Consider the following 18,648-nt stretch of genomic DNA (forward strand, 5'->3'; position numbering starts at 1 on the left):
GGGTCGAGGGCCGAGTCTGGCAAGGCGGAGGTGGGGGCACCTCCCAGCGGTAGCTGGGGGAGGAGGCGACGCGGAGCGTCGTCGACCGACGACAACGCCGCCAGGCGAGAGCCATCGGCCCGCGACGCCGCCCCACCTATTCGCGCGGCCTCTCACCCGCCGGGCCCCTCGATCTTGTGCGGTTCCTTTGCCTCCCGCCTCTGGATCAGAGCGGCACTACGCGCGTAGCGTTCTGAGCCCCGCGATACTTTCACCCCCGCCCGCCCCAGCTCCTTCCCGCGAGGAGAGTGCGCCATCAACGCGTCCAGCAGTCCCAGTCCCGACCCCTCCGGTTCCGGCCCCCATGCCGTGGAGCTCCGCGGCATCACCAAGCGATTCCCCGGAGTCGTGGCCAACCACGACATCGACATCACCGTGCGGCGCGGCACCGTGCATGCCCTCGTGGGAGAGAACGGCGCCGGCAAGTCCACCCTGATGAAGATCCTTTACGGTATGCAGAAGCCGGACGAGGGCACCATCACCGTCGACGGCGAACAGGTCGTCTTCCACGACCCGGGCGACGCCATCGCCCGCGGCATCGGCATGGTGCACCAGCACTTCATGCTCGCCGACAATTTCAGCGTCCTGGAGAATGTCGTCCTCGGCGGCGAGAAGCTGTACGGGATCGGCGGCAGGGCCCGCGCCAAGATCAAGGAGATCTCCGACGTCTACGGCCTCGGGGTCCGCCCCGATGCCCTCGTCGAGGACCTCGGCGTCGCCGAACGCCAGCGCGTGGAGATCCTCAAGGTCCTCTACCGGGGCGCCCGCACCCTCATCCTGGACGAGCCGACCGCGGTCCTGGTACCGCAGGAGGTCGACGCGCTCTTCGACAACCTGCGCGGGCTCAAGGCCGAGGGCCTGACCGTCATCTTCATCTCGCACAAGCTGGGCGAGGTCCTCTCCGTCGCCGACGAGATCACCGTCATCCGGCGCGGCACCACGGTCGGCAACGCCGACCCGGCGAACACCAGCGCCAAGCAGCTCGCCGAGCTGATGGTCGGCAGCGAGCTGCCGTCGCCGGAGACCCGCGAGTCCACCGTCACCGACACCCCGATGCTCACCGTCGAGGGACTGCACCTCAGCGCCGTCGACCCGGACGGCATCGAGCGAACCGTACTGGACCAGATCTCCCTCACCATCCACAAAGGCGAGGTCCTCGGCATCGCCGGGGTCGAGGGCAACGGCCAGGCCGAGCTGGTCGAGGCCATCATGGGCATCCGCTCCCCGGACGGCGGCACGGTCGCTCTCGCCGACACCGATATCACCCATGCACTCACCCGCAAGCGCCGCGAAGCCGGCGTCGGCTACATCCCCGAGGACCGCCACCGGCACGGGCTGCTGCTGGAAGCCCCGCTGTGGGAGAACCGTATCCTCGGCCATGTCACGGAGAAGCCCAACAGCAAGGGCGCCTTCCTGGACCCGGCCGCCGCCCGCCGCGACACCGAGCGGATAGTGCACGAGTACGACGTCCGCACCCCCGGTATCGAGGTCACCGCGGCGTCGCTCTCCGGCGGCAACCAGCAGAAGCTGATCGTCGGCCGGGAGATGAGCCACCGTCCGAAGCTGCTGATCGCCGCGCATCCCACCCGGGGTGTGGACGTCGGCGCCCAGGCGCAGATCTGGGACCAGATCCGTGAGGCCCGCCGCGAGGGCCTCGCCGTGCTGCTGATCTCCGCCGACCTGGACGAGCTGATCGGCCTGTCCGACACCCTGCGCGTCATGTACCGCGGCCGCCTGGTGGCGGACGCCGACCCCGCCACCATCACCCCCGAGGAGCTGGGCACCGCCATGACCGGCGCCAGTACCGGCCACCTAGAGCATCATGCCGCCGGGGACAAGGCCCTTGGGGGAGAGGACCGATGAACAAGCCCGACGAGAACCCGAAGAACGAGAACCCGAAGAACGGCCCGCGGCCCGAACAGGAGGACACCGCCGCCCGGCCGGGCCTGGCGAAGAAGCTCGACAAGGACCGGCTGCTCCTCGCGATAGCCGCACCCGTACTCGCGATCGTCGCCGCGTTCCTGGTCACCGCACTGGTGCTGGCCGCGACCGGCAAGCAGCCGTTCGACGCCTTCAACATCATGTTCACCAACGGGACCCACTCCGACATCCAGGTCGCCATCATCAACAAGGCGACCACCTACTACCTCGCCGGGATCGCGGTGGCCATCGGCTTCCGGATGAATCTCTTCAACATCGGAGTGGACGGCCAGTACCGGCTCGCGGCATTCTTCGCCGCCGTCGTCGGCGGCGCGGTCAACCTGCCCGCCATCCTCCAGATCCCGCTGATCATCATCGTCGCCGTGCTCGTAGGCGGGGCGTGGGCCGCCATCGCGGGCGTCCTCAAGGTGACCCGCGGCGTCAGCGAGGTCATCACGACCATCATGCTCAACGCCATCGGTGGCTCGGTCATCGGTTATTTCCTGCAGGACGGCCGGCTGGCCGTGCTCCACAAGCAGCAGAACACGATCTCCACCAAGGAGATCCCCTCCTCCGGCCAGCTCTTCAACTTCAACCTGGGGCCGGACAAGGGCGATATCTACGGCTTCATCGTGATCGCTGTCCTCGTCGGCATCGGCTACTGGTTCGTCCTGGCCCGCACCCGCTTCGGCTTCGACCTGCGCACCGTCGGCATGTCCGAGTCCGCCGCCGAGGCCGGCGGCGTCAACGTCAAGCGCATGATCGTCACCAGCATGGTGCTCTCCGGCGGCCTGGCCGGCCTCATCGGCATGCCGACGCTCCTCAACGACGCGCACCAGTACAGCACCGACTTCCCGGCCGGCATCGGCTTCACCGGCATCGCCATCGCCCTGCTCGGCCGCAACAACCCGGTCGGCGTAGCGGTGTCCGCACTGCTGTGGGCCTTCCTGGAGGTCACCAGCCAGGCGCTGGAGATCAATGACTACGACAAGGAGATCGTCGGCGTCATGCAGGGCGTCATAGTGCTCTGCGTCGTCATCGCCTACGAACTCGTACGACGCTACGGAATCAAGCGCCAGCAACGACAGGTCGGCGAACAGCTCGCCGCCCAGGCCCGCAACGTCAAGACGGAGGTGACGGCGTGAGCACCACGGCAACACCCACGGCCACCAAGGCCGCGACCGGCGGCAGGAGCGGCGCCGCCACCCGCCTCTCCTACCCGGTGATCATGCTGATCGTCGCGGGGGCGCTGATCGTCGTCTCCCTGGTCCGCGTCATCACCGGCGCCAACGACGTCACCTCCGCCGGCCAGATCGCCGGCGCCGTCGCCTCGGCCGTACCGATCGCCCTCGCCGGTCTCGGCGGCCTGTGGTCCGAGCGGGCAGGCGTGGTCAACATCGGCCTCGAAGGCATGATGATCCTGGGCACCTTCTTCGGCGCCTGGGCGGGCTGGCAGACCAACCCCTGGGTCGGTGTCCTCGCCGGTGTCCTCGGCGGCGCACTCGGCGGCCTGCTCCACGCGGTGGTCACCGTCACCTTCGGCGTCGACCACATCATCTCCGGCGTCGCCATCAACATCCTCGCGCTGGGCGCGACCGCCTACCTCGCCAAGCGCTGGTTCAACTCGGGCGAGGCCGCCGCCAAGGGCGGCAACCCCAAGCAGTCCCCGCCGGTCAACGACATCCAGTCCTTCACCGTGCCCGGCCTGTCCCACTGGCTGCTCACCGTCGAGCAACACCACTGGTTCCTCGTCTCCGACATCGCCGGCATCCTCGGCGGCCTGGTGACAGACGTATCCTGGCTCACCGTCATCGCGGTCCTGCTCTTCGTCGGCACCTTCTACGTGCTCTGGAAGACCCCGTTCGGCCTGCGGCTGCGCTCCTGCGGCGAGAACCCGATAGCCGCCGAGTCACTGGGCGTCAACGTCTACACGTACAAATACGTGGCCGTCATCGTCTCCGGCGCCCTCGCCGGCTTCGGCGGCGCCTTCCTCGCCATCAGCGTGCACATCTACAACGCCGGCCAGACCAACGGCCGTGGCTACATCGGCCTCGCCGCCATGATCTTCGGCAACTGGCGCCCCGGCGGCCTCGCCCTCGGCGCCGGCCTCTTCGGCTACTCCGACAGCCTCCAGCTCCGCAACGGCGGCCCGACCGTCCACGCCCTGCTGCTCCTGGTCGCCCTGCTGCTCATCGCCATGACGGCCTGGAAGGCGTACGGCAGGCGCTGGATCGCGGCGGGCGTCAGCGCCGGCTTCGCGGCAGTGATGATGGTCTGGTACGCCCTTACGGACTCGATGCCGCCGGAGCTCGTAGAGTCCACCCCGTACATCGTCACCTTGCTGGTGCTCGCGCTGTCCGCACAGCGGCTGCGCATGCCCAAGGCGGACGGCCTCCCGTACCGGAAGGGGCAGGGCAAATGAAAGTCGACTGGGAGTCGTTGCGGACGCAGGCCCGCGACGCGATGTCCCGGGCCTATGTTCCGTACTCGCACTTCCCCGTCGGCGTGGCGGCACTGGTCGACGACGGGCGGATCATCACCGGCTGCAATGTGGAGAACGCCAGCTACGGGCTCGGCCTGTGCGCCGAATGCGGCCTGGTCTCCACGCTGCACGCCACGGGGGGCGGCCGGCTGGTCGCCTTCACATGTGTGGACCGGGCGGGGAATCTGCTGATGCCGTGCGGCCGCTGCCGTCAGCTGCTCTGGGAGCACGGTGGCCCGGAGCTGCTGGTCGAGATGGCGGGCGGCGTGCGCACGATGCGGGACGTCCTGCCGGACGCGTTCGGTCCGGAGGACCTGGTCAACCGGTGAGCCGCCGGGGCTCCGCCCCGGACCCGCCCCCTACGCCCTGCGGGCGTGGGAGGGACCCCCAGTCGTCAAACGCCGGACGGGCTGGATTTTGCGGACGTTGTGGGCAGGCGTTCCGCAGGGCGATGGGGGGCACCTCCCAGCGGTAGCCGGGGGAGGGCCAGGGGAGACGCCCGCCGCAGGCGCCCGGACCCGCCGACCGCCCCCAATACCTGAGCCCTAAGGAATCGCACCCATGGATGTCATCTCCGTCATCACCACCAAACGCGACCGTGGCCGCCTCAGCGACGCCCAGATCGACTGGGTCATCGACGCCTACACGAAGGGCGACGTCGCCGACGAGCAGATGTCGGCCCTCGCCATGGCGATCCTGCTCAACGGCATGGACCGCGCTGAAATCGCCCGCTGGACCGCCGCGATGATCGCCAGCGGCGAACGGATGGACTTCTCGTCGCTGCCCCGCCCCACCGCCGACAAACACTCCACCGGCGGCGTCGGCGACAAGATCACCCTGCCGCTCGCGCCCCTCGTCGCCGCCTGCGGCGCCGCCGTACCGCAGCTGTCCGGGCGCGGTCTCGGCCATACCGGCGGCACGCTCGACAAGCTGGAGTCCATCCCCGGCTGGCGGGCCCAGCTCTCCGGCGAGGAGATGCTCGACGTCCTGAGCTCCACCGGCGCGGTGATCTGCGCCGCCGGTGACGGCCTCGCCCCCGCAGACAAGAAGCTCTACGCCCTCCGGGACGTCACCGGCACCGTCGAGGCGATCCCGCTGATCGCCTCGTCCATCATGTCCAAGAAGATCGCCGAGGGCACCGGTTCCCTGGTGCTCGACGTCAAGGTCGGCAGCGGCGCCTTCATGAAGAACCTCGACGACGCACGTGAGCTCGCCTCCACCATGGTCGGCCTGGGCACCGACCACGGGGTGAGGACGGTCGCCCTGCTCACCGACATGTCCACCCCCCTCGGGCTCACCGCCGGCAACGCCCTCGAAGTCCGCGAGTCGGTGGAGGTGCTGGCGGGCGGCGGCCCCGCCGACGTCGTCGAGCTCACCCTCGCGCTGGCCCGCGAAATGCTCGACGCCGCCGGGCTCAAGGACGCCGACCCGGCGAAGGCCCTGCGCGACGGCTCCGCGATGGATGTCTGGCGCCGCATGATCTCCGCCCAGGGCGGCGACCCCGACGCGGCGCTCCCCGTCGCCCGCGAACGGCATGTCGTCACCGCCGCCGCCACCGGCGTCCTGACCCGTCTGGACGCCTACGGCGTCGGCGTCGCCGCCTGGCGCCTCGGCGCCGGCCGGGCCCGCAAGGAGGACCCGGTCCAGTTCGGCGCCGGTATCGAGATCCACGCCAAACCCGGCGACCCCGTCAAGGAGGGCGAGCCCCTGCTCACCCTCCACACCGACACCCCGGAGAAGTTCGACTACGCCCTGGCCTCCCTCGAAGGCGTCATCGACATCTCGGCCGTCGGCACGACCTACGGGTTCCGGCCGATCGTGCTGGACCGTATCGCCTGAGCCGCCTCCTGGGTGCCCGTCACGGGGGTGGCCGTCAGGACAGCCCGGTCAGCAGATCGATGAGACCGGCGTTCTGGCCCAGCTCCGTGCCCCGAAAGGGATGCGGCCGGTCTTCACCCGACCGGGGGATCTTTGGGCGTGAGACGCCCGAAGGGCGGCACCGTCAGCGTGAGGCAATGGCCCTCATGGTGCGGCTTCCTCATTCGGCCGAACGGGACCGATGGACGCCCCCGGTCCCGTTCGGCATGCTGGGATCGGTGATGTACCGAATGAGGAGTACACCATGAGCGCACTCAGCGTCGAGCACGAGCCGGGCAACGGCTACGGCTGGGACGAGCTCGTCCGGATCTGGGAGGAGACGGACGCGCCGGAGGGCCGCAAGGTGGAGATCATCGAGGGGATCGTCACCGTGCCGCCAGCACCATCCGAGGAGCACAACGACACGGCTGAACTTCTACTGTGCCAGCTGTACGCAAAGATGCCGGAGGGCTGCGGCATCTACCAGACACTAGGGTTGCTCGCCCAGCCGAGTTCGGGCATCTATATCCCCGACCTCGCGGTGGTCCCAAGGTCGCTGCTCCGCCAAGGACGGCGGGTATCCGCAGACGAAGCAAAACTCGTCGTCGAGATCACGTCGCGCAGCAACGCCAACAACGACCGTGTCAAAAAGCTGCGTGGGTACGCGACCGCCGGAGTCCCGCTGTACCTGCTGCTGGATCCCTGGCACTCCGACAAGCCCACCGCCGTTCTGTACGGCCAGCCGGACAACGGCACGTACCGTACGCTCCAAGCGGTTGAGTACGGCGAGAAGCTGACTCTTCCCGAACCGTTCGGCCTCGACATCGACACCGGGACGTTCCCCGTCAGGTGACGGGGGACGCAGGCAGTGCTGGAGCACATCGCCTGACTTGCGGCTTCCTCATTCGGGTGAACGGGACCGATGGACGCACGCCGGTCGCGTTCGGCATGCTGGGATCGGTGATGTACCGAATGAGGAGTACACCATGAGCGCACTCAGCGTCGAGCACGAGCCCGAGAACGGCAACGGCTGGGACGAGCTCGTCCGTTTCTGGGAGGAGATGGACTGGCCGGAGGGCTGCAAGGTGGAGATCATCGAGGGGATCATCACCGTGGCGCCACCGCCCGCCAACGATCACAACAACACTGCGGAGCTACTGCAGAGGCTGCTGTACAAGGTCATTCCGGACGACTGGGGGATCTATCAGACTCAGGGGGTCTCCGTCCCGGAACGTCAGGGGCTGTACATCCCGGATCTGGCGGTGATGCCCCGCGCGACATTGGAGCGTCCGGGACATCATGTGCCGCTGAGCGAAGCCGAACTGGTCGTCGAGATCACCTCGCGCAGGAATGCCAACCATGACCGTGTCGAGAAGCTGCGCGGGTACGCGACCGCCGAAGTTCCGCTCTACCTGCTGCTTGATCCGTGGCATTCCGGCAGGCCGACGGCAACGCTGTACGGCGAGCCCAAGGGCGGCATGTATCACGTGCTTGACAATGTGAAGTACGGCGAAGAGATCCACCTGCCGGAGCCCTTCGACCTCACGATCGACACCGGGATCTTCCCTGGCAGCTGACAACGCGCGGCGTGGCGTGCGCCGTTCACGGCGAGGAGCCCTCAGCGCGCCGCGAGCATCACGCGCCGCTCGGCCACCGCACGCCGGGTCGCGTACAGGGTGATGCCGGCCGCGCCCACCAGCGCCGCCAGGCAGACCGCCACCGTGCCGCCCCAGCCGGCGGAGTGGAAGGCGGAGGCACCGACGGTGCCGCCGAGGCTGCTGCCGATGTAGTAGGCGGTCAGATACAGCGCGCTGGCCTGGGCGCGCCCGGTGGTCGCGGTACGGCTGACCGCGCTGGAAGCGACCGAGTGGCCGGTGAAGAACCCGCCGGTGACGAGGATCAGGCCGAAGATGACGGCCGTGAGCGAGTTGAAGAGGGTCACCAGCAGGCCGGCGGTCGTCAGCGCGACGGCGATGTACAACGCGCCACGGCGGCCGAGGCGGGCATGCAGCGTGCCGGAGGCGGCGGAGGCGGCGGTGCCGACCAGGTAGACGAGGAAGATGAGGCCGAGGGCACTCTGCGAGAGGTCGAAGGGCTCAGCGGCCAGACGGTAGCCCAGGACGGTGTAGACGGCGCCGAATACGCTCATGAAGAGCAGACCGATGACGTAGAGCCGCCGGAGCAGCGGATTGCCCAGGTGCCCGGTGACGGTGCGCCACAGGGCGGCCGGGTTGATCGGGCCGCGCCGGAAATGGCGGGCGGCGGGCACCAGCAGCCGGAAGGCGACCGCGGAGGCCAGCGCCATGAGGCCGACGGCGCCGAGGGCGACCCGCCAGCCCCAGGCCTGGGCTATGACGCCGGTGAGGATACGGCCGCTCATGCCGCCGATGCTGTTGCCCGCGACGTAGATCCCGATGGCCGAGGCGACGGCCTTGGGATGGACCTCCTCGGCCAGGTACGCCATGGCGGTTGCGGGCAGTCCGGCCAGCGCCACGCCCTGGACGGCGCGCAGGGCGACGAGGGTGGTCAGGTTGGGCGCGAACGGGATGGCCAGCGCGATCGCGGAGGAGCTGAACACCGATGCCGTCATAACCGCCGTACGCCCGTACCGCTCGCTCAGCGCGCTCATCGGCAGCAGCGCGACGGCCAGGGCGGCGGTCGTGGCCGAGACGGTGAGGCTGGCCTGCGCGGGGGTGAGCGCGAGGCCCGCGGAGATCGCCGGGAGCAGTGCCTGCGTGGAGTAGAGCAGAACGAAGGTCGCCATGCCCGCGGCGAAGAGCGCGAGCAGCGCGCGGCGGTGACCGGGGTCGCCGGGGCTCAGCTTCGACGACTGGGACGCTGGGATGGAGGCACCCGCGCGGATCACGGCGGACGCCCCTGTATCGGCAGAAGGCATGCCATAAATTTAGGACTCCGCTTTTGATGCGTCCAATGCACAGAATCGAGATAATCGATCCCGTGGAGCATGAACACAGGTCATCGCAGGCAATGTCACCATCCGGCAACAGAAACAGCAACAGAAACGGGACCAGAAGCAGCCTGAAATCAGCGGAACTGGAGCCGGCGTCCTGGGCGACCGTCCTCGCCCCGCGCCTCGCCCAGTTCGCCGCCGTGGCCCGCCACGAGCACGTCACCCGCGCCGCCCAGCAGCTCGGTGTGCCGCAGTCGACGATCAGCCGCGCCATGGTCCGGCTCGAAGCCGACCTGGGAGTAACGCTCTTCGCCCGCCGGGGCCGCACCGTAGCGCTCACCCCCGCCGGGCGTACGTTCCTGCGCTCCGCCGAACGCGCCCTCGCCGAAGTCGAGCGCTCCGCCGAAACCGTACGGGCGGACGCCGACCCCGAAAGCGGCCGGGTCGCCTTCGGCTTCCTGCACACCCTCGGTACGGAGACCGTCCCGGCCCTGCTCCGTGCCTTCCGCGCCGACCACCCCCGCGTCCAGTTCCAGCTCGTCCAGACCTACGGCGAGGCCATGTTGGAACGGCTCCGCGCCGGCGAACTCGACCTCTGCCTCACCTCCCCGGTCCCCGACGCCGCCGACCTCGTCGCCCGGCGCATGGACGTCCAACGGCTCCACCTCGTCGTACCGGCCGACCACCGGCTCGCCGCCCGCAAGCGGGTCCGCCTCGCGGATGCGGCCGGCGACCTCTTCGTCACCCTCGAACCGGGCTTCGGGCTGCGCCGCATCACCGACGCCCTCTGCGCCGAGGCGGGCTTCACCCCGAAAATCGCCTTCGAGGGCGAGGAGGCCGAAACGCTGCGCGGCCTGGTCGCGGCCGGCCTCGGCGTCGCCCTCCTGCCGCCCCCGGCCGTGCCCCGCCCCGGCGTGGCCGAGCTGACCGTCACCGGCCAGCGCGCGGTGCGCGAGATCGGCGTGGCCTGGCTGGACGGCCACCCGGACACACCGCCGGTGGCCGCCTTCAAACGGTTCCTGCTCGACCGCAGGGACCAACTGCTGCCGTGAGCCACGCGTGCCGCTTCCCGCCGCCGACCGCCTCGATCATGGCGGTGTCACGTGCGCTGATCACGGGCAGGCCGTACTGCTTCATGCGGGAGGCACCTCGGCCGGGATGCCGGCGAGGGCGCGGAAGACCTGGTCCCGGAACAGCGGGTCCGTCTCGCCCTGCCGCAGCACCGCCAGATGGCTCTCCGTGGGCGTGAGCCTGGCCACCCCCAGGTTGAACTCGTACGGCGGAGTCCACCGCCGGTCGCGCTCCTCGGCGTACTGCCGCAGCGCCTTCTCCATGAGGGCCGGATCGCCGATCGTCTCCGCCAGGCACCCGGCGAGCAGCTCCGCCTGGGCGAACGCGTCGCTGATCCCCTGGGCACTGGCCGGATCCTTGTGGTGGCCCGCGTCCCCGACCAGGGCCCACCCCGGTCCGTAGGCCCGGCGGAAGAAGTTGGGCAGGTCCGTGCACCGGAACAGCCGGTCCTCCTGCCGGCCGGCGGCGAGCGGCTCCGCCAGGTCCGCGCAGGCGCGCAACGCGCCGGCCAGATAGGCGTGGCGCGCGTTGTCCCGCGTGAGGCCCGGGGTGTCGCGGGGGAGTTGCACATTGACCAGCGTGAGACCGTCCTGTGTGGGCACCAGGGCGGCGGCGGCGCCCAGGGCCGAATACAGCCCCAGCCCGTCACCGGGGAGCCCGCTCCAGTACGTGTAGAGGGCGAGGGTCAGCCGCCCGTCCTCGCGCAGATACGGGGCGCCCACCAGCCGGGCCACGGAGGAGTTCCGCCCGTCGGCGCCCACCACGAGCCGGGCCCGCGCATCGTCCGTGCCGCCACCCGGGGTCCTGTACCGGACCCCGGCCACCGTGTCCCCATCCCACAGCAGCCCCGTGACCGAGCAGCCGTCGCGGAAGTCCGCTCCCGCCCGCGCCGCCGCCCGGGCCAGGATCGTGTCCAGGGCGTGCCGCCGGGGCGCGAGGCCCCCTCCGGCCGCGCCCCAGGCCGGTGCCGGGCCCTCCAGGCGCAGACCGGGGCCGCTGAGGGAGACGCGGCGCAGGAGCGGGCAGCCGGTGGCGCGCACCTCGTCCAGCAGCCCCCAGCGGGCCAGCCGGTCCACGCCCGGCTGGTGGATGTAGAGCGTGGAGAGGGTGTCCCTGGGGAAGCGGGCGCGCTCCAGGAGGAGGACCCGGTGTCCCCGGCGGGCGAGGAGCAGGGCGGTGGCGGCGCCCGCGCACCGGCCCCCCACCACGATCACGTCGTACATGAACTCCCCTCCCCACAGAGCCTGATGCCCTGTCACCTGTCACATTTAGCATTCCACGCGACGACACGCCCGGTTGGCCGGAACACTCGGTTCATGCGCTCTGAATTCCGTATGGCTTTATATCTGATGAGCATTCACCTTTTGGGGTTTTCTCGCCCGGTAACTTCTTGACAGGCGCCGTGCGGCAGCCTTTTCATAGCGGTGGGGCCGGACATTCTGTTGCCCTGCCCCAGTTCGGGATATCGTATCCACATCTATTCTGATAGGAGGTCCGCTCAGTGACCGAAAACGATCTGTTCGAGGAAATGGCCATTCCGGAGCCGGAGGCCGTTGTCGTCTGCAGCTGCACCGTCAAGATTGACGGGGAGAACGAGGAAATCTAGTGGTGCCCGGGTGTTTTCCGGCCTCGAACCCCGGGCCGGAAAACACCTCCCACTCGTGAACCGACAGTCGGCTCTCACCGAGAATGGATCCGTGTGAACGCGCAATCCGGCACGTCGCCGAGGGAATCCGTCCGGCTCGTCTCGCGGCCTGATGTTCGATTCATCAATCGCGCCGGCCATGTGTACATCTGCTCCAGCACGGGAACGCTGCGCATTCCCCAGCGGAATCCGGAGCTGAGCGAGTCCGAGGGGGACATCGGCCTCGAATTCCTCCCCGACGACGTCATCGCGGGCCTGCGGGCCCGCACGCTCGTGCGTTCCGCCGCCGACGCTCCGCTGAGCCACCCCCTGTACGGCACGGGTCATCTCCCCGCCGCCCGTCCGGCGGTCGTGGTCGGCGAGGGCCCGCTGCCGAACAGCGTCGCCGAGCGGCTGCGGCAGGCCGGGGCCGAGGTCGAGGTCGTACAGGCCCCCGCTCACGGCCCGTCGGCTCCCGGGACGCTGGTGCTGCCGCTGCACGGGGACGAGACCCTGCTACGGCGGTGGACCGAGCTGTCCCTGGACGACCAGGTGCCGATCCTCACCTATCTGAGCTCGCCCACCCGGCTGCTCTTCGCCGTACTGGACCCCCCGCGCACCGCCTGCCCGGTGTGCCTGGTGCGCCGACTGCGCGCCAACCACGTCTGGCAGCCCATCGCGGACCTCCCGCTGGACGTGCTGTACGGCGCGGCGGACAGCGACCGCTGGCCCACCACGGCCATCGCGGCCGCCGTGCTCGCCCACCAGGCCATGTCGGTCCTCACCCAGGGCCCGCGCGGTCCGGCCGAGCTCCTGGAGGTCGACCACGCCACGCTCGTCAACACGCGCCACCCCGTGCTCCATACACCGCTGTGCCCGGCCTGTGCCGCCGTGACGGCGCCCCCCGAGCCGCCGGAGCGGTCGGCCGTCGACCCCGAGTCGAGCTGGGAGCGGATGCGCCGGGCCGTGGACCCGCTGACCGGCCTGGTGGCCGAGCTCCGGGTGAGGGATCCACACCGTGAGCCGGGCACCTCGACCACCCATGTGCTGACCGCCGGCCACCCGACGACGACCTGGTTCTCGCCGGTGCGGGCCGACGCGTCCGGCGGCGCCGTCAAATACGACCCGACGCTCGCCCGGGTGTGCGCCGTCGGCGAGTCCATGGAGCGCTACGCGGCCGGGGTCTACGACCCGGACCGACTGATCCGCGCGTCCTTCCGCGCGCTCGGTGCCGCCGCGGTGGACCCGCGGAGCCTGCCGCTGGCCTCGGAAAAGGAATATGCCTCGCTTCCCCACCTCGCCCGGTTCGACCCCGACCTAGAGCTGGACTGGGTCGAGGGCCGGTCGCTGACCACGGGCCGGACCCGGTACGTACCCGCTTGCGTGGTGTACGTCCCCTACCGGTTCCCGCGCCGCGAGGAGCGGCTGACCGACCCCATCTCCACCGGTCTCGCGGCCGGGAGCGGCCTGCACCACGCCATGCTCGGCGGCCTGCTGGAAGTCGTCGAGCGCGACTCCGTCTCCATCTTCTGGGAGAACCGCCTGGCGCTGCCCACCCTGGACCTTCGCGAGCTGACCGCCGGGCCGGCCGCAGCGGTCGTCGAGCGGCTGTCCGCCGCAGGTGTCCAGGTGACCTGCAAGGACCTCACCACCGAACTCGGAATTCCCGCGGTCTTCGTCCGGTACGTCGAGGGCCCGGCCGACCGGCCGGTGGTGGCGCACGCCACCCGGGCCGACCTCGACCTCCACGAGGCCCTCCTCGGCGCGCTGGAGGAGGCCGACCTGTGCCGGACCGGCCTCCAGACCTGGCTGGCCGAGCGGAGCATCCCCGACGTGGACCAGATCCGGCTGGACCGGCCCGACTTCTACACCTACTACTGCGCCCCCGGGCGGCTGTCCCTCGTGCCGTTCTGGGACGAGGGCCCGCTGCGGCCCCTGCCCGCCCAGCGGCCCGCCCCGGCCTCGCCCGAGGCCGCGGTCGACGAGGTGGTCCGGCGGCTGTCCGCGCGGGGCTACGAACCGATCGCCGTCGACATCACGCCGGTCGATGTGGCGGAGTGCGGCGTGCGCGTGGTCAGAAGCGTCGTGCCCGGCCTGTGCCCCATCACCCTGCGGCGCGACTTCCACCGGCGCGGCGGAAGGCGCCTGTACGAGGCACCGGTGCGGATGGGCTTGCGCGCCGCCCCGCTCACCGAGGACGAACTCAACCCCTATCCGCTGCCCCTCGGCTGAGCGGCCGCGAGCAAGGGGCAACGGCACGGCAGACAACGGCACGGCAGACAGGAGAAGAACACCACCATGACTCGTCAGACCCTGTACCGGCGGCACCGGGACACGCTCGTGGAGTGGGGAGAGAACGGCAAGCTCGTGCTGGTGGACTGCGGCTCCTGGCGGAAGTTCTCCGTCAAGCCGGCGCTGCTCGACCTGCTCTCCTTGCTGGACCACCCCCGCAGCGCCCGGGATGTGCACGGCGCCTGGGCGTCGTCCTCCCGGCCCGAGGAGGAGGTCCGGCGCCTGCTGGAGCAGCTGGCCGGGGCCGGGATCGTCCGCCGAGCCGCTCCGGGCGACGGCGGACCGGCCCCCGACGCGCCGGAGGCAGGGCAGCCGGCGCACGGCGACGGGACCGGCGGCGGGCCGGTGTCCGGAGGCGCGCCGCAGAGCACCGGCTGGACCCCGTACGAGCTCGCCGTGCACGCCCAGGCGAGCCGGTCCCCGGTGCCCGCTCCCCGGCGCGGTGACCCGCCGCCGGCCCGGCTGCTCCATGCCGAAGCCCTGGAGCGGATCCCGCTGCCCGAGGGCGTCGCGGCCCCGAGTCGGCCGCTGGACCAGGTCCTCGCCGACCGGCACAGCATCCGTCAGTACGATTCCAGCCCGGTGCCCCTGCCGCTGCTGGCCGCGTTCTTCGCCCGCACGGCCCGCGTGCGCGGATACCTCCCGCCACTGAAGTACGAGCAGACGCACCGCGCCGCACCCTCCGGCGGCGCCCGCCACAGCCTGGAGCTGTATCTGGTCGCCCGGGACGTGGCCGGGCTCGCCGCGGGCGCCTACCACTACGATCCCTTCGGCCACGCGTTGGAGCGCCTGGCGCCGTGGGACGAGGAGTTGGCCGACCTTCAGCGGCGCACGCTGTGCGTGCCGATGGAGCAGGACCAGCTCCCGCCGGCCAGCCTGTACCTCACCTCCTGCGCGTATCGCACCGGCTGGAAATACGAGGGCATGACGCTGAGCCTGATCTACCGCGACACCGGCTGTCTGATGCAGACGCTGAGCCTGGTAGGCACCGACATCGGCCTTGCCACCTGCCTGACCGGGCGGGTCGAGGCGCCCATGACGCCGTCGTTCCTGCACCCCTACCGGGACCGGCTGATCCATGTGGGCAATATGGCCCTCGGCCTGCCCGCGGCCACCCCGGCGGCGAGCCGGTTGGTGCCCGTGGCCACGACGGGGGAGCCGCAGCAGCCATGACAGCCGCCGACAGCGAGCCGCAGCCGCTTCCCACCGTCTGCCGGACAGCCGTGTGGACGGCGGAAATGCGGGCCGACGAGAGCCTTGCCCCCAACCCCTGTGCCATCGATCCATGGGCCGCCGAGTTCGTCACCGCGGCGGGGCCGCAGGGCCCGCCGCCGGGCGACGCGGAGGCGCGGGCCTTCCTGCACGCCGGAGTGGCCGTGCGGACCCGGTACTTCGACGACTATCTCATCGAGGCGGTGCGCGGCGGCTGTCCCCAGGTCGTCCTGCTCGGCGCGGGGCTCGACACGCGGGCCTTCCGGCTGCCCTGGCCCGAGCGGGTGGACGTCTTCGAGGTGGACCTGCCCGACCTTCTCGACTTCAAGAACCGCGTGGTGGCCGGCCGCGTCCCGGCCTCCGCACGCCGGGTCACTGTCGCCGCCGACCTGCGGGAGGCCTGGGCCGACGCCCTGACCGCGTCCGGATTCGACCCGGCACGGCGGACCGCGTGGCTGTGCGAGGGCTTGTTGGCCTACCTCGAGCCCGACGAAGCCGACGCCGTCGTACGCACCATGGGCGAGCACTCGCCCCCGGGCAGCAGGGTGGGCGTCGAGACCGCGACGTCCCAAGGCCGGCTGAGCTGTCTGCGCTCCTGCCGCGACGCCCTGTCCGCCGACGGAGCTCCCTGGCGCTGGTCGCTGCGGGACCCCGGCCCATGGTGGGCCGAGCGCGGCTGGCGCATGGAGCAGCCCGATCCCGCGAGCTTGCCGTACGCCGCCGAGCGGCTGGCTCCGTATCTGCCACTGCTGCGCGAAGCGGGCGACACGGGCGGCTGGCTGCTCACGGGCACCCGGTGCGGGTCCGGCTAGCGTTCGGTGGGGTGGTCCACCCCGGATGCCCCGAGGGCATCCGGGGGATGCGTGCCGGACGCGCGACCACGCCCGGTACGCCGCTGTCTACGGCACGACCGGCAACGTCACAGCGGTGCAACGCGCCCTCGGCCACGCCCACGACGCGCTCGGCGGCGCCGATCCAGGCGCGTACCGGCCCGTGTGGCTGACCGCCGTCTGCGACCAGGGGGAAATCGAAGGGCTCGCCGTATCCGCCTACCTGAGCCTCGGCGACCACGCGCGGGCCGAAGCCCACGCACACCGCAGCCTCGCCCTGCTACGCACCTCCATGCAGCGCGACCGCGCCCTCGTTACCGCCCGGCTCGCCCTGGCCGCTGTCACGACGGCCCTGTCCATCCCGGCAGCCTTCAGGAGCCATCCCCGCGTCGACGGGATGCCGCGCGCCTTCGGCAGGAGCATCGAGACCACCGCTCCCGCCAGCGAACCGGCCCGCGCCTGGAATGCGCTCCCGATCGCGCAGGCCGATGCCGAACGGCTGCCGGTCCGCGACAATTCCGTCCCGGCCGCGGTCGCGGTGATGGTCCACACCGACATGCCCGGCTACCCGGCAGTGCTGCGCGAGGCAGCCCGGGTCCTGCGTCCTGGTGGGGTTTTCGTGCACATAGGTGTCCACCCGTGTAGGGTCCGCCGACCGCGGCGACCCGGACGCGGTGGTGATCCGCCCCGGGTATCTCGATGGCCACTGGACGAAGACGTCCCGGACCGACCAGGGAGTGCGCGACAAGGTGGGCGGCACTCACCGACCGCTGCCCGAGCTGCTGCACGCCCTCCTCGACGCGGGGCTGATCCTCGAACGGTTCGCTGAAAGCGGTGCTCCCAGTCCGATCGTTTTGGCCGTCAAGGCGCGAAAGCGGGGATGAGCCAGTTAGAGGCCGCGCGAATAGGTGGGGCGGCGTCGCGTGCCGATGGGCGGCGCCTGGCGGCGTTGTCGTCGGTCGACGACGCTCCGCGTCGCCTCCTCCCCCAGTTACCGCTGGGAGGTGCCCCCACCTCCGCCTTGCCAGACTTGCCCCTCGCCCCGCTCCTTCCTCCACCCCACCTATTCGCGCGGCCTCTTAATGGCCTCCGAGCGTTTTGACGGCGCCGCCGAGGAGCGGGAGGTCCCCGACGGAGCGGCTGTTGGCTACCGGCTTGGTGATGTCGGCGGTCGAGACCGGCTTGAAGTCGTCGATCTGGGAGCCGATGGAGTTGTCCAGCGGGTTGGCGTTGGTCCCGGCGAGCGGATTGACCGGCAGGTACCTGATGGTGTTGAGGATCTCCTCGCCGGCGGTGCGGCGGCCGTTGTCGGTTTCGGAGGCGGAGGCGGAGGCGGTACCGGCGGCGGCGAAGGCGGCGGCCGAGGTGACGGCGGCGGCGGCGGCGCGCAACAGGGTGCGGGGACGGTTCGGCATGGGTGCCCTTCCGGGGTCCGGATTCGGATACGTACGGTAGTTAGTTGAACGCAGGGAGGCCACGCGATGTATTGGGGACTCACCCGGGCGGACCAATGCGTCACACTTGTGTTCCGTGAGCCTCAGCCAGCCTGCCGCCGCCCGCGTGATTCTGCTGACCGGCCCTTCGGGGTCCGGCAAGTCCTCCCTCGCCGCCCTTACCGGCCTGCCGGTGCTGCGGCTGGACGACTTCTACAAGGAGGGCGACGATCCGACGCTGCCGCTGATGTCCGGTGGTAGCCATGGCAGCGTCGACTGGGACTCGGCGGCGTCCTGGAATGCCGAGGCCGCGATGGCGGCGGTCCGCGAACTGTGCGCGACCGGCCGGGCGGCGGTGCCGGTGTACGAGATCTCGACCAGCTCGATCACCGGCGCGGCGCCGGTCGACCTGGGCGGGGCGCCGCTCTTCATCGCCGAGGGCATCTTCGCGGCGGACATCGTGGCGCCCTGCCGCGAGCTCGGACTGCTGGCGGACGCGCTGTGCCTGAGCCGGGGCGCGGTGACAACGGCCCGGCGGCGGTTCGTACGGGATCTGCGGGAGGGCCGGAAGTCTGTGCGGTTCCTGGCGCGCCGGGGCTGGAGCCTGATGCGGGCGGAGCGGACGATCGTGGCCCGGCACGCGGAGCTGGGCGCGTATGTGTGCGGGCGCGGCGAGGCGCTGGAGCGGATCCGCGGCGCGGGGCGGGTGCCGGAGCCGGTTGCGCCGGTTGCGCCGGTTGCGCCGGTTGTCGTGGAGGCATGACGAAGGCGGCACCGCACAGACCCCCCGGCCGTACGGTGCCGCCTCGTCCCCCGTTCCCCCGTTGCCTTCCCCCGTGTCCCCGTACCCCTTACGACGTGGTGCTCGATTGAGGTCGGGCTGTGCTGGCCTGGCGGGTTGGCTGGTGGTTGATTACCGCATGGCCGCGCGGTCGGAGACCAGGCCGGCGATGGCTTGGTAGGTCTGGTCGAAGTAC

At 70.8% G+C, this 18,648-nt stretch carries 17 protein-coding genes and 1 pseudogene; 15 read left to right on the forward strand and 3 right to left on the reverse strand.

All coding sequences use genetic code 11. The annotated features are described in order from the left end of the window. Window positions 1-294: 294 nt before the first annotated feature. The 7 genes from FCI23_RS48120 to FCI23_RS48150 all read left to right on the forward strand — a co-directional run bounded on the left by FCI23_RS48120 (window position 295) and on the right by FCI23_RS48150 (window position 7,875). On the forward strand, window positions 295-1,902 hold the full coding sequence (locus FCI23_RS48120; RefSeq protein ID WP_136730333.1) for an ABC transporter ATP-binding protein: 1,608 nt from the start codon (window positions 295-297) through the stop codon (window positions 1,900-1,902). After that, complete coding sequence (locus FCI23_RS48125; protein WP_136730334.1) at window positions 1,899-3,104, forward strand: ABC transporter permease; 1,206 nt, start codon at window positions 1,899-1,901, stop codon at window positions 3,102-3,104. Before FCI23_RS48120 ends, FCI23_RS48125 begins: the two co-directional genes overlap by 4 nt. Beyond that, window positions 3,101-4,381: an ABC transporter permease gene (locus FCI23_RS48130; RefSeq protein ID WP_246144753.1), complete on the forward strand. Its 1,281-nt coding sequence runs from the start codon at window positions 3,101-3,103 to the stop codon at window positions 4,379-4,381. The genes FCI23_RS48125 and FCI23_RS48130 overlap by 4 nt, the downstream gene beginning before the upstream one ends. Then, a complete protein-coding gene (locus FCI23_RS48135) occupies window positions 4,378-4,770 on the forward strand; it encodes a cytidine deaminase (RefSeq protein WP_136730335.1) in 393 nt (130 codons plus the stop codon). The genes FCI23_RS48130 and FCI23_RS48135 overlap by 4 nt, the downstream gene beginning before the upstream one ends. A gap of 232 nt (window positions 4,771-5,002) precedes the next feature. Beyond that, window positions 5,003-6,280, forward strand: a complete 1,278-nt coding sequence (locus FCI23_RS48140; protein WP_136730336.1) for a thymidine phosphorylase — start codon at window positions 5,003-5,005, stop codon at window positions 6,278-6,280. 283 nt (window positions 6,281-6,563) lie between these two features. After that, window positions 6,564-7,151 carry a Uma2 family endonuclease gene (locus tag FCI23_RS48145; protein ID WP_136730337.1) on the forward strand — a complete coding sequence of 196 codons (588 nt, stop codon included), beginning with the start codon at window positions 6,564-6,566 and terminating at the stop codon, window positions 7,149-7,151. 133 nt (window positions 7,152-7,284) lie between these two features. Continuing rightward, window positions 7,285-7,875: a Uma2 family endonuclease gene (locus tag FCI23_RS48150; protein WP_136730338.1), complete on the forward strand. Its 591-nt coding sequence runs from the start codon at window positions 7,285-7,287 to the stop codon at window positions 7,873-7,875. 41 nt (window positions 7,876-7,916) lie between these two features. Here FCI23_RS48150 and FCI23_RS48155 read toward each other — a convergent pair whose 3' ends face one another. Continuing rightward, window positions 7,917-9,194 (reverse strand): MFS transporter, encoded by a 1,278-nt coding sequence (locus FCI23_RS48155; RefSeq protein ID WP_136730339.1) that lies wholly within the window; start codon window positions 9,192-9,194, stop codon window positions 7,917-7,919. Window positions 9,195-9,286: 92 nt separating this feature from the next. On the opposite strand from FCI23_RS48155, the gene FCI23_RS48160 reads away from it, so the two are divergent. Beyond that, on the forward strand, window positions 9,287-10,261 hold the full coding sequence (locus FCI23_RS48160) for a LysR family transcriptional regulator (protein ID WP_246144754.1): 975 nt from the start codon (window positions 9,287-9,289) through the stop codon (window positions 10,259-10,261). An 81-nt stretch (window positions 10,262-10,342) separates the two neighbouring features. Here FCI23_RS48160 and FCI23_RS48165 read toward each other — a convergent pair whose 3' ends face one another. Next, window positions 10,343-11,503: an FAD-dependent oxidoreductase gene (locus FCI23_RS48165; protein ID WP_136730341.1), complete on the reverse strand. Its 1,161-nt coding sequence runs from the start codon at window positions 11,501-11,503 to the stop codon at window positions 10,343-10,345. A gap of 278 nt (window positions 11,504-11,781) precedes the next feature. On the opposite strand from FCI23_RS48165, the gene FCI23_RS48170 reads away from it, so the two are divergent. From FCI23_RS48170 to FCI23_RS61455, 6 genes and pseudogenes are all read left to right on the forward strand, one after another. Then, a complete protein-coding gene (locus FCI23_RS48170) occupies window positions 11,782-11,886 on the forward strand; it encodes an azolemycin family RiPP peptide (protein ID WP_211265803.1) in 105 nt (34 codons plus the stop codon). Window positions 11,887-11,979: 93 nt separating this feature from the next. Continuing rightward, window positions 11,980-14,136, forward strand: a complete 2,157-nt coding sequence (locus FCI23_RS48175; RefSeq protein WP_136730342.1) for a TOMM precursor leader peptide-binding protein — start codon at window positions 11,980-11,982, stop codon at window positions 14,134-14,136. A 66-nt stretch (window positions 14,137-14,202) separates the two neighbouring features. Beyond that, on the forward strand, window positions 14,203-15,369 hold the full coding sequence (locus FCI23_RS48180) for a SagB/ThcOx family dehydrogenase (RefSeq protein WP_136730343.1): 1,167 nt from the start codon (window positions 14,203-14,205) through the stop codon (window positions 15,367-15,369). Further along, window positions 15,366-16,220, forward strand: coding sequence for an SAM-dependent methyltransferase (locus tag FCI23_RS48185; RefSeq protein ID WP_136730344.1), 855 nt, complete (start codon window positions 15,366-15,368; stop codon window positions 16,218-16,220). The genes FCI23_RS48180 and FCI23_RS48185 overlap by 4 nt, the downstream gene beginning before the upstream one ends. Window positions 16,221-16,635: 415 nt before the next feature. Beyond that, a pseudogene (locus FCI23_RS64345) lies at window positions 16,636-16,800 on the forward strand (hypothetical protein); the annotation flags it as partial. Between the two features lie 67 nt (window positions 16,801-16,867). Beyond that, the gene (locus FCI23_RS61455) at window positions 16,868-17,122 is read left to right on the forward strand and encodes a hypothetical protein (protein WP_246144756.1); all 255 of its coding nucleotides are present in this window, start codon (window positions 16,868-16,870) and stop codon (window positions 17,120-17,122) included. A gap of 195 nt (window positions 17,123-17,317) precedes the next feature. Here FCI23_RS61455 and FCI23_RS57540 read toward each other — a convergent pair whose 3' ends face one another. Continuing rightward, complete coding sequence (locus tag FCI23_RS57540) at window positions 17,318-17,653, reverse strand: hypothetical protein (RefSeq protein WP_169317323.1); 336 nt, start codon at window positions 17,651-17,653, stop codon at window positions 17,318-17,320. A 115-nt stretch (window positions 17,654-17,768) separates the two neighbouring features. On the opposite strand from FCI23_RS57540, the gene FCI23_RS48200 reads away from it, so the two are divergent. After that, window positions 17,769-18,434, forward strand: a complete 666-nt coding sequence (locus tag FCI23_RS48200) for an ATP-binding protein (protein ID WP_246144757.1) — start codon at window positions 17,769-17,771, stop codon at window positions 18,432-18,434. Window positions 18,435-18,648 lie beyond the last annotated feature (214 nt).

The sequence above is a fragment of the Actinacidiphila oryziradicis genome (assembly GCF_005047355.1).
Taxonomy (GTDB): Bacteria; Actinomycetota; Actinomycetes; order Streptomycetales; family Streptomycetaceae; genus Actinacidiphila; species Actinacidiphila oryziradicis.

Coding starts and splice junctions, on each gene's coding strand:
- FCI23_RS48125 (WP_136730334.1), top strand. CDS start 1,899: ATGAACAAGCCCGACGAGAACCCGAAGAACGAGAACCCGAAGAACGGC.
- FCI23_RS48135 (WP_136730335.1), top strand. CDS start 4,378: ATGAAAGTCGACTGGGAGTCGTTGCGGACGCAGGCCCGCGACGCGATG.
- FCI23_RS48140 (WP_136730336.1), top strand. CDS start 5,003: ATGGATGTCATCTCCGTCATCACCACCAAACGCGACCGTGGCCGCCTC.
- FCI23_RS48145 (WP_136730337.1), top strand. CDS start 6,564: ATGAGCGCACTCAGCGTCGAGCACGAGCCGGGCAACGGCTACGGCTGG.
- FCI23_RS48150 (WP_136730338.1), top strand. CDS start 7,285: ATGAGCGCACTCAGCGTCGAGCACGAGCCCGAGAACGGCAACGGCTGG.
- FCI23_RS48155 (WP_136730339.1), bottom strand. CDS start 9,194: ATGCCTTCTGCCGATACAGGGGCGTCCGCCGTGATCCGCGCGGGTGCC.
- FCI23_RS48160 (WP_246144754.1), top strand. CDS start 9,287: ATGTCACCATCCGGCAACAGAAACAGCAACAGAAACGGGACCAGAAGC.
- FCI23_RS48165 (WP_136730341.1), bottom strand. CDS start 11,503: ATGTACGACGTGATCGTGGTGGGGGGCCGGTGCGCGGGCGCCGCCACC.
- FCI23_RS48180 (WP_136730343.1), top strand. CDS start 14,203: ATGACTCGTCAGACCCTGTACCGGCGGCACCGGGACACGCTCGTGGAG.
- FCI23_RS48185 (WP_136730344.1), top strand. CDS start 15,366: ATGACAGCCGCCGACAGCGAGCCGCAGCCGCTTCCCACCGTCTGCCGG.
- FCI23_RS57540 (WP_169317323.1), bottom strand. CDS start 17,653: ATGCCGAACCGTCCCCGCACCCTGTTGCGCGCCGCCGCCGCCGCCGTC.